18 protein-coding genes are annotated in these 12594 nt (G+C 68.2%); 6 read left to right on the forward strand and 12 right to left on the reverse strand.

What is annotated here, in order from left to right:
• The 4 genes from GKO32_RS32710 to purU form a co-directional block, all read left to right on the forward strand.
• The coding region (locus GKO32_RS32710) for a class I SAM-dependent methyltransferase (protein ID WP_246245079.1) at positions 1 to 797 on the forward strand (797 nt) is incomplete at its 5' end.
• A gap of 87 nt (positions 798 to 884) precedes the next feature.
• Positions 885 to 1601 (forward strand): DedA family protein, encoded by a 717-nt coding sequence (locus GKO32_RS32715; RefSeq protein ID WP_154760781.1) that lies wholly within the window; start codon positions 885 to 887, stop codon positions 1599 to 1601.
• Positions 1486 to 2190, forward strand: a complete 705-nt coding sequence (locus tag GKO32_RS32720; RefSeq protein WP_154760782.1) for a maleylpyruvate isomerase family mycothiol-dependent enzyme — start codon at positions 1486 to 1488, stop codon at positions 2188 to 2190. Before GKO32_RS32715 ends, GKO32_RS32720 begins: the two co-directional genes overlap by 116 nt.
• A 24-nt stretch (positions 2191 to 2214) precedes the next feature.
• Positions 2215 to 3075 carry a formyltetrahydrofolate deformylase gene (gene purU, locus GKO32_RS32725; protein ID WP_312868966.1) on the forward strand — a complete coding sequence of 287 codons (861 nt, stop codon included), beginning with the start codon at positions 2215 to 2217 and terminating at the stop codon, positions 3073 to 3075.
• Here purU and GKO32_RS32730 read toward each other — a convergent pair.
• The 4 genes from GKO32_RS32730 to GKO32_RS32745 form a co-directional block, all read right to left on the reverse strand.
• Positions 3072 to 3827: a hypothetical protein gene (locus GKO32_RS32730; protein WP_154760783.1), complete on the reverse strand. Its 756-nt coding sequence runs from the start codon at positions 3825 to 3827 to the stop codon at positions 3072 to 3074. The genes purU and GKO32_RS32730 overlap by 4 nt on opposite strands.
• Positions 3828 to 3921: 94 nt before the next feature.
• Positions 3922 to 4923 carry an NADP-dependent oxidoreductase gene (locus GKO32_RS32735; protein ID WP_312868967.1) on the reverse strand — a complete coding sequence of 334 codons (1002 nt, stop codon included), beginning with the start codon at positions 4921 to 4923 and terminating at the stop codon, positions 3922 to 3924.
• Between the two features lie 11 nt (positions 4924 to 4934).
• A complete protein-coding gene (locus GKO32_RS32740; protein WP_154760784.1) occupies positions 4935 to 5369 on the reverse strand; it encodes an SRPBCC family protein in 435 nt (144 codons plus the stop codon).
• Between the two features lie 44 nt (positions 5370 to 5413).
• Positions 5414 to 6331, reverse strand: coding sequence for an ABC transporter substrate-binding protein (locus GKO32_RS32745; protein WP_154760785.1), 918 nt, complete (start codon positions 6329 to 6331; stop codon positions 5414 to 5416).
• A gap of 102 nt (positions 6332 to 6433) precedes the next feature.
• On the opposite strand from GKO32_RS32745, the gene GKO32_RS32750 reads away from it, so the two are divergent.
• Positions 6434 to 7120, forward strand: coding sequence for an ABC transporter permease (locus tag GKO32_RS32750; RefSeq protein ID WP_312868968.1), 687 nt, complete (start codon positions 6434 to 6436; stop codon positions 7118 to 7120).
• Entirely contained in the window at positions 7117 to 7839 is a 723-nt protein-coding gene (locus GKO32_RS32755) for an ABC transporter permease (protein ID WP_154760786.1), read from the forward strand. Before GKO32_RS32750 ends, GKO32_RS32755 begins: the two co-directional genes overlap by 4 nt.
• Here the strand turns inward: GKO32_RS32755 and GKO32_RS32760 are convergent.
• From GKO32_RS32760 to GKO32_RS32795, 8 genes are all read right to left on the reverse strand, one after another.
• On the reverse strand, positions 7775 to 9235 hold the full coding sequence (locus GKO32_RS32760; protein ID WP_312868969.1) for an aromatic amino acid lyase: 1461 nt from the start codon (positions 9233 to 9235) through the stop codon (positions 7775 to 7777). The genes GKO32_RS32755 and GKO32_RS32760 overlap by 65 nt on opposite strands.
• Positions 9232 to 9783: a YbaK/EbsC family protein gene (locus GKO32_RS32765; RefSeq protein ID WP_154760787.1), complete on the reverse strand. Its 552-nt coding sequence runs from the start codon at positions 9781 to 9783 to the stop codon at positions 9232 to 9234. Before GKO32_RS32765 ends, GKO32_RS32760 begins: the two co-directional genes overlap by 4 nt.
• Positions 9784 to 9800: 17 nt before the next feature.
• Complete coding sequence (locus GKO32_RS32770) at positions 9801 to 10094, reverse strand: DUF2516 family protein (protein WP_312868970.1); 294 nt, start codon at positions 10092 to 10094, stop codon at positions 9801 to 9803.
• Between the two features lie 103 nt (positions 10095 to 10197).
• A complete protein-coding gene (locus GKO32_RS32775; protein WP_154760788.1) occupies positions 10198 to 10767 on the reverse strand; it encodes a hypothetical protein in 570 nt (189 codons plus the stop codon).
• Positions 10745 to 11185, reverse strand: coding sequence for a helix-turn-helix domain-containing protein (locus GKO32_RS32780; protein WP_154760789.1), 441 nt, complete (start codon positions 11183 to 11185; stop codon positions 10745 to 10747). Before GKO32_RS32780 ends, GKO32_RS32775 begins: the two co-directional genes overlap by 23 nt.
• A gap of 47 nt (positions 11186 to 11232) precedes the next feature.
• Positions 11233 to 11871, reverse strand: coding sequence for a P-loop nucleotide/nucleoside kinase family protein (locus GKO32_RS32785; RefSeq protein WP_154760790.1), 639 nt, complete (start codon positions 11869 to 11871; stop codon positions 11233 to 11235).
• On the reverse strand, positions 11872 to 12147 hold the full coding sequence (locus GKO32_RS32790) for a TFIIB-type zinc ribbon-containing protein (protein WP_312868971.1): 276 nt from the start codon (positions 12145 to 12147) through the stop codon (positions 11872 to 11874).
• 4 nt (positions 12148 to 12151) lie between these two features.
• A complete protein-coding gene (locus tag GKO32_RS32795; protein WP_154760792.1) occupies positions 12152 to 12517 on the reverse strand; it encodes a VOC family protein in 366 nt (121 codons plus the stop codon).
• Positions 12518 to 12594 lie beyond the last annotated feature (77 nt).

Below are 12594 nucleotides of genomic sequence, written 5' to 3' on the forward strand. Positions count from 1 at the left end.
GTGGTGGGGAAGCGGCTGGCGCCGTAGGCACACCGACTCGAGGAACGACCAACCCGAACCGCCTGCGGCGAGTGGACCGCTGGCTCACCGCGTCGCCACGGGTGTCCGCCCTGCTGCGGCACGCGACGGATCCGCTGGTGGTCGACCTCGGGTACGGCGCCTCCGCGGTGACCACCGTGGAACTCGCGCGCCGGCTCCGTGCCGTGCACTCGCGGGTCCGGGTACTCGGGCTGGAACTGGATCCCGACCGGGTCGCCGTGGCACGGCCCGCCGCCGAGCCGCCGTGGCTCGACTTCCGGCGGGGCGGGTTCGAACTGGCCGGCACCACGCCGATCGTGGTCCGCGCGTTCAACGTGCTGCGGCAGTACGCGGAAGAAGACGTGCCCGGCGCGTGGAAACTGATCCTCGACCGGCTGGCGCCCGGCGGGCTCCTCGTCGAGGGCACCTGCGACGAGATCGGGCGGCTCAGCTCCTGGCTCGCGCTGACCGCCGGCGGGCCGCTCAGCCTCACCGTGTCGTACAAGCTGAGCGGTCTCGATCGTCCGTCCACAGTGGCCGAACGGTTACCGAAAGCGCTTATCCACCACAATGTTCCCGGCGAACCGGTGCACGAGTTCCTGTCCCTTTTGGACGATTGCTGGGCGGTGGCCGCGCCGCAGCAGTCGTTCGGCATCCGGTTCCGCTGGCTGCGCACGGTCGAACTACTGCGAGCGCGCGGCTGGCCGGTGCTCGACGGGCCCCGCCGCTGGCGCCTCGGCGAGCTGACCGTGCCATGGCACACCGTCGCACCGGCGTGAAGCCAGCTATTCACCGGGTACACCGCGCTGCGTCATCTCGGCGCGACCTGAGGTGACCACAATGGTTCACCGTGCGCCAGGTCGCTCATGTTTGAACTGCTCGACGCCATCGGCGAACTCCTGCGGGGCACGCTGGCGTCACCGTGGCTGTGGCTGATCGTGTTCGCGGTGTCCGCGCTCGACGCGCTGCTGCCGTTCATGCCGAGCGAGACGACGGTGGTGACGGTCGCCGTGTTGCTCGGCGCGGACCTGCCACGGCTGGCGTTGCTGGTCCTGGCCGCCGCGATCGGGGCGCTGGCCGGAGACTGCGTGTCCCACTGGATCGGCCGCCGCGCCGGGCCGCGCATGCTGGCACGGCTGCAACGTGGCGAACGTGGTGAAGCCCGCTACGAATGGGCGCGCAGGCAGGTCGCGCGGCACAACGCGTTGCTGATCGTCGTGGCGCGCTACCTGCCGGGCGGGCGGGTGGCGAGTGGCCTCGCGACGGGCAGCATGGGCGTGCCGTGGCTGCGCTTCGTGGCGCTCGACGCACTCGGCGCGGGTATCTGGGCGGCATACAGCGTGTGCATCGGTTCGGTCGGCGGCACGGCTTTCGCCGACTCGCCGGGCAGGGGGCTGATGCTGTCGTTCGCGCTCGCGCTGCTGCTCGTCGGCGCGCTCGAGATCGGCCGGCGGCTACGCTCCCGCTATGCGACACGGCGAGTTCCTGACGATCATCCAGGACCAATGCGCGGCGCTGCGTGCGGCGGCGGTGGCAGCGGGGCCGGACACCGACGTGCCGACGTGTCCGAAGTGGACAGTTAACCGGCTGGTCAGGCACATCGGTCGCGTGCAGTCGTGGGTCGGCAAGGCGCTGGCCGGTGCGCCGGATCGGCAGGCCGATCAGCCGCCGTCGGATTGGGCTGAACTGCTGTCGTGGTGGGACGAGCAGCGGGTGAAAATGCTGGACGGGCTGGCTGATCCGGACGCGCCGGCATGGCTGCCTTTCGCGGGGTATCCGCCGTTCGCCGGTTCTTGGGCGCGGCGGCAAGCGCATGAGGCCGCGATCCACCGGCTCGACGCGGAGCATGCGCTGACGCCGACGCCGTCCGTGGTCTTCCCACCGGAATTCGCGGCGGACGGCATCGACGAGCTGATCACGGTGCTGGTGCCCGGCCGGGACGACTGGTCGGGGTCCCGGTTCGAGGGCACGGTCATCCTGCGGGCGACGGACGCCGGGCGGGAGTGGAACGTGCGGTTGGCGCCGGGTGTCCCGCCGGCGCCGGGTGCGGGTGCGCCTGACCTGACGATCGAGGGCTCGGCGGATGCGGTCTACCGGCGGGTCTGGGGACGGCCGAGCGTGGCGGTGGTAGCCGGGGAGGTGGCGCTGCTGGAGCCCCTCGCGTCGCCGTGAGCTGCGGCAAGGGAAGATGAACCGGTGCCCGAACCCCGTTATGTGATCACCTTCGGCTGCCCCGACCGCACCGGCATCGTGGCCAAGGTCGCTTCGTTCCTCGCAGACGCCGGGGGCTGGATCGTCGAAGCGGCGTACCACACGGACCCGGACACGGGCTGGTTCTTCACCCGCCAGGAGGTGCGGGCCGATTCGCTGCCGTTCGGGGTGGACGAGCTGCGTAAACGGTTCGCCGAGGTGGCTTCGTCATTGTCGGCGGAGTCGAACTGGCGGGTCGAGGACACCGAAGTCCGGCGCCGGGTGGTGATCCTCGTGTCACGGGAGGGGCACTGCCTGTACGACCTGCTCGGTCGCGTCGCGGCGGGTGAACTGGACGTGGATGTGCGGGCAGTGATCGGTAACCACGATGGGCTGGCCGGGATCACCCGCGCGCATGGCATCCCGTTCCATCATGTGTCTTTCCCGGACGGTGACAAGGCCGCGGCGTTCGCCCGGGTGCGCGAGCTTGTCGCCGAGCACGACCCGCATGCGATCGTCCTGGCCCGGTTCATGCAGATCCTGCCGCCTGAGCTGTGCGCGGAATGGGCCGGGCGCGCGATCAACATTCACCACAGTTTCCTGCCGTCTTTCGTCGGTGCACGGCCCTACCACCAGGCGCACCGGCGCGGCGTGAAGCTGATCGGCGCGACCTGCCACTACGTGACGGCCGATCTGGACGCGGGCCCGATCATCGAGCAGGACGTCATCCGCGTGGACCACGGTGACACGGTGCCGGATCTGGTGCGCAAGGGCCGGGACATCGAGAAGGTGACGCTGGCGCGTGGGCTGCGATGGCACCTGGAAAGCCGTGTCCTCGTGCACGGGAACCGGACAGTGGTTTTCTAGCTGAACACCAGCCAGGTCCCCGCGATGACGACCGCGTAGAGGGCGGCGGTCGCGGCGATGACGCGGGTGCGTTTGCGCTCCGTCCAGGTGGTGAAGCGCAGGAGCCAGGCGAGCGCGGGGATCACCAGAATGGCATGCATGGCAACGAAATGCACCGGTTTCAGCGCACCCGCCGTGGTGTAGGCCAACTCCAGGTGGCCACCTCGGGAAAGTGAGACACCGTCGGCGATCATCACCGCGCCGACGGCCAGGGCCGCGATCAGCGTGACGAGGCCGAATCGCAGAGCCAGCAGCATGCTCGGCGAAAGCCCGCTCGTCGACCGCAGTGCGGCGATCGTGAAACCGAGTACTGTCACGATGATCACCGCCCCGCCGAGTGCGAGCGTCATCGACACGAACGAGTCGAACGGGGTCTCGAAGTTGAAGTGTGACGGCACCCCGCGCCAGACCTGCATCGTCACGAGCGCGACCTCGACGACGCTGACCACGGTGAACGCCCCGAGCAGCGCCGTGCGGGTTTTTTCGTTGATGCGCAAGAAAGACGTGGCCCACGCGAGAGTCGCGAGGGTGAGCCCGAACGACAGGCCGAACGTCATCGCCTTGCGATAGGACAGCGGCCCTTCCCACGAAGTGCCGGACGCGACCAACACGACCAGGTGGACCAGACCACTCGCGAACAGGACCGCACCCACCCGGTAGGCGGCCCGCTCGACCGGGCGCACGGCGCTGCGCCGCAGCTGTTGGATCGACATGCCGCCCAGTTTCAGCTGTGCACGCCCGGTTTTCGTCCGCCTTGAAGCGTGAGTGCGGAGTACGTCGTACGCCGTACCGGAACAGTCGGTGCCGTCAGAGGCGGATGATCATCTTGCCGGTGTTCGCGCCGCCGAGGAGGTCCAGGAACGCTTGCGGGGCGTTGCGGATGCCGTCGACCACCGTTTCTTCGTAGCGCAGCCTGCCGTCCGCGATCATCGGGGCTACATCGGCGACGAACTTGTCCCGCAGGTGGTACTGGTCGTAGACAAGGAAGCCCCGGATGGTGATCCGCCAGCCGATGATCCGGGTGAGGTTGCGCGGCGCGACAGGTGGCTCGGTCGCGTTGTACGCCGAGATCATGCCGCAGACCGCGAAGCGGGCGTGCTGGTTCGCGTTCCCGATGGCCGCTTCGAGGTGGTCACCGCCGACGTTGTCGAAGTACACGTCGATGCCGTCCGGCGCGGCCGCCGCGAGCTGGTCGGCCACCGGACCGTTCTTGTAGTTGAACGCGGCGTCGAAACCGAGCTCCCCCGTCAGGTGGGCGACCTTCGCGTCGGAACCGGCGCTGCCGATGACCCGCTTGGCGCCCTTGAGCTTCGCGAGCTGCCCCACGACCGAGCCCACGGCGCCGGCCGCGCCCGAAACGAACACCGTGTCGCCCGCCTTGAACTGCGCGACCTCCAGCAGCCCGGCATACGCGGTCAACCCCGGCATGCCCAGCACGCCGAGATAAGCACCGAGCGGCGCGACATCCGGGTCGATCTTCCTCGCGTGCTGCGGTTCCAGCACCGCGTGCGTACGCCAGCCCAGGCCGTGCTGCACGACGTCACCAGGGCGGAAATCGTCCACAGTGGACTCGATCACCTCGCCGACCGCGCCGCCTTGCATGGCCTCGCCGAGCTCGTACGGCGCGATATACGACTCCGCGTCACTCATCCGGCCCCGCATGTACGGGTCGACACTGATCAGCAAGTTGCGCACCAGCAGCCGGCCAGGGCCGGGGCTGGGCACCTCAGTGTCCACAATGGAGAAGTCGTCCAGTGTGGGCCAGCCCTTGGGGCGTGCCGCGAGACGAACCTCGGTCGCGCTACTCACCTGTGAACTCCCTACGCCAGTTCCGCGAGCTTTCCGAGCACGCCATCGTAGATGCGCTTGAGCCCGGCCGGGGCGAACGTCTTTTCGAAGAATCCGCCGATTCCGCCCGCGCCCTGCCACGTCGTTTCGATGCGCACGACACTGCCGGCACCGGCCTCCCGCACGGTCCACGTGGTGACCATGCTGGAGTTCGCGTCCGTCTCGACGAGGGTGCCGGGCTGCGGCTCGGTCACGGTCGCCGCGACGTCACGCACCCGCTTCGACGTGGCCTGCAGCTTCCACTGCGCCTGGGTGCCCGCACCCTTGCCGCCGGCGGTGACCTCGTAATCCCGGTACTGCTCGGTCAGGATCCTTGGCCGCGTGCCGGCATAGTCGGCGACGAGTTCACGCACCTTGTCCACCGGTGCGCCGATGGTGCGCTCCGCGGTGGCCGTGACCTGAGCCATCTTCACTCCCTGATTAGTCGTGGTCCTCCGACCAACTCTAGTAATCAGGAGAGCCCCTGCTTGGACAGCCAGTCCTTCGCGACGTCCGCGACCGCGTCGCCGTCCGCGTCGACCTGCTTGTTCAGGTCACGCAGCTCCGACGTGGTCAGCTTGGCACTCACCGCGTTCACCGCGGCCGCGAAGTCCGGACCACGCTCGTCGAGCACCTTCTGGTTCACCGCGGGCACGATGTTCTCCGTCGCCACGATGTTCAGGTCGTCCTGCAGCACCGTGTACGACGGATCCGCGGTCGGCGGGCTCACCGAGTCGACCGGAATCACCGTCACCGCACCGGATTTGAGCTGTTCGAGGCGCGGGCCCGCCTCCTGGATGCTCTGGAACGTGACGTTCAGCTTGTAGGTGTCCCGGAAACCGACGAAGCAGTTCGCGCGCGTGCCACATTCCGGCGGGCCGCCGACGACGATCTTGTCCAGCTTCTTCAGGTCGCTGATCTTGGTCAGCCCCTGCTGCTTCGCCAGATCCGTCTTGACGATGTAAGTGTTCTTGTTCTCCGCGGGCGCGTAGTTGAGCAGGCCGATCCCCGACGGCTTGAACAACTCGGCGAGCTTGGCGTGCTCGGAATCCGCGTCCTTCGGCGCCTGCTCGTTGAACCCGGTGCTGATCGCGGCACCCTGATACTCCGGGATGAACTGCAGCTCACCCGACTTCAACGAAGGGTAGATCAGCTCACGTGAGCCGATGTTGAACTTGCGCGTCACGGGATAGCCCTTGGCTTCGAGCGCCTGCGAATACAGCTCGGACAGGATCTGGCTGTCGGTGAAGTTGAACGACGCCACGACGATCGGGCTCCCGCCCTTGCCCGCTGCGTCCTGCTGGTTACTGCCCCCGCCCCCGCACGCGGCCAGCCCGAGCACCGCGGCGGCCAGCAGCACTCCCGCCTTGAGACCCCTAGTCCAGCGCATCTTGCCCCCTCCAGTTCGAGTGATCGAGAAGACCCTAACCGGGCCCACCGACAGAAACCAGATGATGAGAAATCTCCTGGCTCGACGATCTATGCTCACTCAGTGCGTGCGATCGTGCTGGCCGAGTCCACCCGGCCGCTGTTCGAATGGCGGTGGGTCGAGCGCAACGCCGACCATATCCTGGAGCGCCTCGGCGAACATCTCGCGTTGACCGCGACGGCGCTGGCCATCGGGCTGGTCGTGTCGGTCGGGCTGGCCGTGTTGTCGTTGCGCTGGCGGTGGTTCTACCCGGTCGCGCTGTCCACCACGGGTGCGTTGTACGTGATCCCCAGCCTCGGCGCCTTCGCGCTGCTCGTCCCGTTTTTCGGGCTGTCGTTCACCACGGCGGTCATCCCACTCGCGACGTACACATTGCTGATCCTGTTGCGCAATATCGTGACCGGCATCCAGCAGGTGCCTGCCGAGGTCCGCGAAGCCGCGGTCGGGATGGGCTTCACCAGGGCGAGGTTGCTGGTCAGTGTCGAGTTGCCGCTGGCGCTGCCGGTCGTGATCGCCGGGTTGCGGGTGGCCGCGGTGACGACGATCGGGCTGGTCACCGTCACCTCGATGCTGGGCATGGGCGGGCTCGGGTTCTTTATCCGGCAAGGCATCCAGACCACGACACCCAACCCGACGGCGATCATCGTCGGCATCGTGCTGTCGATCGCGCTGGCCGTCGTGGTCGATTTTCTGCTGTGGCTATCCGAACGGGCACTCGCGCCGTGGGCACGGAAGAAGGCGCGCGCATGAACAACATTTTCGCGGAGGCCTGGGACTGGCTGGGACAGCCGAATCGGTGGAGCTGGAGCGACCCGGCGGGCATTCCTTATCGGACTGTCGAGCACCTGGGTTTTTCCGCACTGTCGCTGGTGGTCGCGGCGCTGCTGGCGATCCCGCCCGCGCTGTGGCTCGCGCATTACCGGCGCGGCGCGTTCCTCGCGAGCAGTGTGATCAACATCGGCCGCGCCATCCCGAGTTTCGGGCTGATCATCCTTTTCTGGTTCCTCGCCAGCCGCTGGGAACTCAACACCGACTTCTGGCCGTTGCTGATCGCGCTCGTCGCGCTGGCACTTCCGCCGCTGTTCACCAACACCTACGCGGGCGTGATCTCCGTGGACACCGATGCGGTGGACGCCGCGCGCGGCACCGGTTACACCGAAGCACAGATCATGTTCCGGATGGAACTTCCGCTGGCGCTGCCGGTGATCCTCGCCGGCGCGCGGGTCGCGTTCCTGCAACTGGTCGCGACGGTCGCGATCGGCGCGATCGTCAACGACGGCGGCGGCCTCGGACGGTACATTGTGGACGGTTTCGCGCAGGGACGCGCCGGCTACGGGGAGATATTGGCGGGCGGGGTCGCGGTGATCGTGCTGGCCCTGTTGTGCGAGGGCGTCTTCTCGCTGATCACTCGTTTCGCGGTGCCGAAGGGGTTGACCGTGGAGCACGCAACGCAGCCACAAGTGCTGTGATCTCGGGGCCGAGTGACCGATCGGCGCCGACCGGCGGCACGATCGCGCCGAGCCACGCGTAGCTGTCCCGCAATGCGGGCGCGCCTTGTTCACCGCGCAGGATATGCGCCTGGTGCGCGGTGATCAGCTCGCAAGCGGTGATCACGAGGAGCCGGTCGAGCGCCTGTCGCAGCTGTCCGCCGGCTTCCAGGGTGAAAACTTGCACATCCTCTTGCCCGGACGAGGTGTCGAGCGCGCCGAGTGAAGCCGCGGTCGCCGACCGGCGCAGCGCGTGCAGTTCGCCGACAGCGCGTTTGTGCAGCGGGGCCAGACCGGCGTGTGGCCCCGGGTCGGGGGTGAGTTGCGCGGGCAGGCCGGTGAACCGTTCGTCGAGCAGCCGGTGCATGCGTTGCACGCTGATTTCGCCGAGATGTACCAGCGCCGCGGCCGCGGCGTCCATCCGCAGGCCCAGCTCGACGGCGTGGAATCCCGCTGTGGAAACGAATTCGCCATCGAGGAACGACGGCGAGTCGGTCGGGGCCGCGAGTGCGCGTTCGGCGGCTTCGGCGAGTTCGGTGAACACCCGCTGTGCGTGCGCGATCGCTTGCGGCCCAACGCGAACCGACACCGGCGCCTGCACGACTCCGCGTGACGCACCTCCCTCGGTCAGCGCCTGGATCCGCCCGAGCACCTCGGCGAGCACCGGATCCGGACCGGCGAGTTCCGGCCGGTAGATGCCGCGCGGCGCGCCGAGCGCGTCGACAGTCAGTGCGGTGGCGAGGATTTGCAGCCCGGCGATGTCCGTTCCGGTGGCGGCACGGAGGATCGCCTGCGCTGTCGCGATCGGCGCACCTTGCAAGAACGTCATGCCTTCCTTCGGGCCTGGCCGGTAGGGCGCGACGCCACGGCGGGCCAGTGCCCCGGCCGCGGACTGCCCGTCGAGCATGGTGCCGAGGCCCAGAAATGCTTGGAACGCATGGGAAAGCGGGATGATCTCGCCTGCCGAACCACTTCCGGTCGCGGGCACAGCCGGGACGAAATCGTCGTTGAGCCGGTCGGCCAGGAAACGTGCCGCATCGGCGCTTGCCCCGCTCTCCGCGGTGAGCAAACCGCGCAGCCGCACCGCGAACAGCGCCCGCACCTCCATTGCCGGCAGCCACGGTGGCCCACCGACCGCGCGGCCGACGAGCAGCCGCGACTGGTGCTCGGCCTGCTGTTCGGCGGTGAGCGGCACGTCGGCAAGCCTGCCCATCCCGGTGTTCACGCCATACACCGGTGCACCGGTCAGTGCGGCGAGCACGGCCTCGCGTTGCGCCGCAACGGTCTTCAGCAGCGGGGCATCGAGCTCGACCCGTTCACCGGCGGCGAGCCGGCGGATCGCGATGGTGTCAAGATCCGCCGGCGTCCGGACGATCACGCGACCGGCTTGGCGAGGTCCTCGATGACTTCGGCGCCGGGCAACGAGGTGAGCAGCTCGCCGGTCACCAAGAGCTTGCTCCCGCGGATACCGCTGCCGATGATGAGCTCGGCCGAGTCGGCCACCGCCTTGTCGATCAGGATCGGCCAGTCGGCGCGCAATCCGACCGGAGTGATGCCGCCGTAAGCCATGCCGGTCAGCTCGACGGCTTCGTCCATCGGCGCGAACGACGCCTTGCGCACATCAAGGCGGCGCTTGATCACGCCGTTGACGTCGGCGCGGGTGGTGGCGAGCACCAACGCGGCGGCGTAACGAACTTCGCCCGCTCGCTTGCCCGCAACCACGACGCAGTTCGCCGACGCCGACAGCGGCGAGCCGTATGCGTCGCAGAAAGCAGCGGTGTCCGCGAGCTCCGGGTCGATCGCCACGACACCGGCTTCGGCGTTTTCGAGTGCGGCCAACGCTTTCACGACCGGCTCGGCGAGAAGATCAGTGCGCTCCCCTGCCGGTTGCGCGGTCAGGGTTCCCGAAATGGTCCAGTTCCTCATGTTCTGAGGCTAACCAGCTACCAGTTCTTGCCGCGCTGGACCTCGATCAGCTTCGGGCGGACGTCGACGAGATACACCAGCACCGCGACGATCCCGGCCAGCCAGAACAGGCTGCCCGCGCCGCCGAAACCGAACAGGCCCATCGCGACCGTGCCACCACCGGTGATGGCCAGCCAGATGGGCTTTGTCTTGCGGTCCGCAGCGGTGTACGCGTCCGCGCGTTGCAGGAGCGCGTGGAAGAAGGCGCCCAGCCCGGCAAGAGTTCCGGCCCAGTGGATGACCGTCGTGATCCATTGCGCGATAAGCGGCACTTGTCCAGCCTACGTCTCTTCGCCTCGCCTGCCCTGTCCCCCTATGCCCAGAATGCCACGAAAGGCCCGGCCTGCACACGGGGTGCCGGCCGGGCGCGAACGGTCAGTTCTCAGTGGCGGGTTTCGGCGTAGTGCGGCGGGCGTTGGCCGGCTTGGTGGCGGGAGCCGGCTTGGTGGGTGCCGCGTCCTCGACCTTCTCCGCGACGACCTCCGCCTCTTCGGCGGCCTTCACGCCACCTTCGCGGGTCTTCTTCGCAGCCAGCCCGAGCACCTCTTCGACCCGTCCCCGGGCTTCGGCGCTGACCCCTTCGACCTGGTCAAGGACGGCCTTCACACGCGGCTCGGCGAGGAACTTGTCCCAGGCCTGCTCGCCGGTTTCGGCCAGTTTGTTGTAGAGCTTGAGCGCGGCCTCGGTGTAGTCGTCGATCAGCTTGCGCAGCTCGGCCGGGTCCAGCTTGTCGCGCAGCGAGGTCACCTCGGAGGGCAGCTCCTCGATGTTCTTGCGCGCGGCCTCGCTGCTTTCGGTGACCCGCTCGCGGGCCTTGCCGACCGCCTCGACAACGGCCTGGCCGGCCAGGTTGCCGGCGCCCAGCGCGGCGAGCAGCGGGGTGCGAAGCTGCTCCACAGCGGTGTTCACGGCCTTGCGCACGTCATCGGTCCTGGTGCTCGTCATGATGCTCACTCTCCTTCGGAGAAACGTCTGTCGTCTGGTTGTTCTCGCGGCGGAAGGACTCGTACACGTCGAGCAGCACCTGCTTCTGCCGCTCGGTGAGCACGGTGTCGGCGCGGATCGCGTCCGCCACCGGGCCGCCGGCGGGCTGGTCGAGAATGCCGGCCTGCACGTACAGCGCCTCCGCGGAGATCCGCAGCCCCTTGGCGATCTGTTGCAGGATCTCGGCACTGGGCCTGCGGACCCCCCGTTCGATCTGGCTCAGATACGGGTTCGACACCCCGGCGAGCTTCGACAGCTGCCGCAACGAAATCTTCGCGTTGTTGCGTTGCTGGCGGATGTACTCACCGATGTCGGAGGCGAGGTGACCGACCTTCTCGATCGGCCCCGAGCCGGTGAGGTTGTCTCCCTCGTCTGCCATCTGGCTCACCTCCTCGCGACAAATCCCACGGTACGCCCGAGTGCTAGCTATTGCAAGCACCCTGCTTGCAACCATCGGGTGACCCACGAGGCAGCATGCCGGACGGCGTCATCGATCGCGGTCGAGGTGGTGTCGAAGAGCTGTACCGGCGGCTCGAACGTGCCGGCGTGCCTGCGCAACCAGTCGTTGAACTCCAGCGTTTCGGTGATCCGTTGCTCGTCCCACTCTCGCCAGGCGGGACGCGCGCGCAGGCGTCGAGCAAGCACTTCAGGCTCCGCGACGAGCGCGAGGTAGTGGATACCGGAGAACAGGACGCGCTCGGGGAGCGCCTCGAACTCCGGCGGCACGACGGTGCCGCACAGCACGACCGGCCTGCCGTTCTGCGCGATCATCGCCGCCATGCGCAGCCAGGTGGCGCGGAACCGCGGATGCCCGTCGACGTCGTCGCGCAGCCCGGCGGTCCACAGCACGTCCTGCTCCAGCACGACTGCCCGGTCACCGACGCGCGTCGCCAGCGCAGGCCCGACCGTGGATTTTCCGCCGCCGCTGGGCCCGGTCAGCGCGAACAGCGGCAGGCGCCGGAACGGCCAGCGGTGACCGCACCGGTCGCACACCCTCGTCGCGACATCGACGATCGGCGCGTCGGCACGGTCCCCGCAGGCCGGACAGATCCGTGGGTCGAGCATTTAGTCGAAAAGGTTCTCGAGGAAGCTGCGCCGGCGGTGCCCGCCGTGATACGGCCGTGGCGAATCGGCGTAACCTCCGCGATACGGGCGGGGTGAGTCGCGGTGTCCGGGGCCGGCATACGGGGGCGGTGAGCCGTAGTAGGCGTTTTCCGCACCTATGATCTGCTCGAGCTCACCGTGGTCGAGAAAGATCCCCCGGCAGCCGTTGCACTGTTCGATGTGCACCCCGTTCTTGTCGACCGTACGCAGGACATTCTGGCATTTAGGACAAATCACCTTGTCAGGGTACGCAAAGACAGAAGGGGTGACCGTCCGGATCCGCGTAGACATGGAACTGCTGGTTCGACGCGTCCAGCAGCTTCGCGCCCAGTGACAACGTGCGCTCGCGGCTGGCGCTGAGGTCTTCGGCGGTCAGGTCGAGGTGCAACTGCTGAGGCACGTTCTGTCCCGGCCATTCCGGCGGCCGGTAGCCCTCGACGCGCTGGAACGAGATCTTCACCCCGTCCGGGCCGCGCAGATCGACCCAGCTCCCATCGCCGTCCGCTTCGGGCTCACCCCAGTCCAGCAGTTCGGAGTAGAAGCGAGCCAGCCGCTCGGGCTCGGGGCAGTCCAGGACGATCGAGCGCAGAGTCGGCACCTTGCTCATGGTCCACTCCTTCCGGGGACGGGACTTCGGCAATACCCCGGGTGTCGAGGAGCAAACCGACCGCACCGAGGACCCCC

The organism is Amycolatopsis pithecellobii, from assembly GCF_009707865.1.
Classification (GTDB): domain Bacteria; phylum Actinomycetota; class Actinomycetes; order Mycobacteriales; family Pseudonocardiaceae; genus Amycolatopsis_E; species Amycolatopsis_E pithecellobii.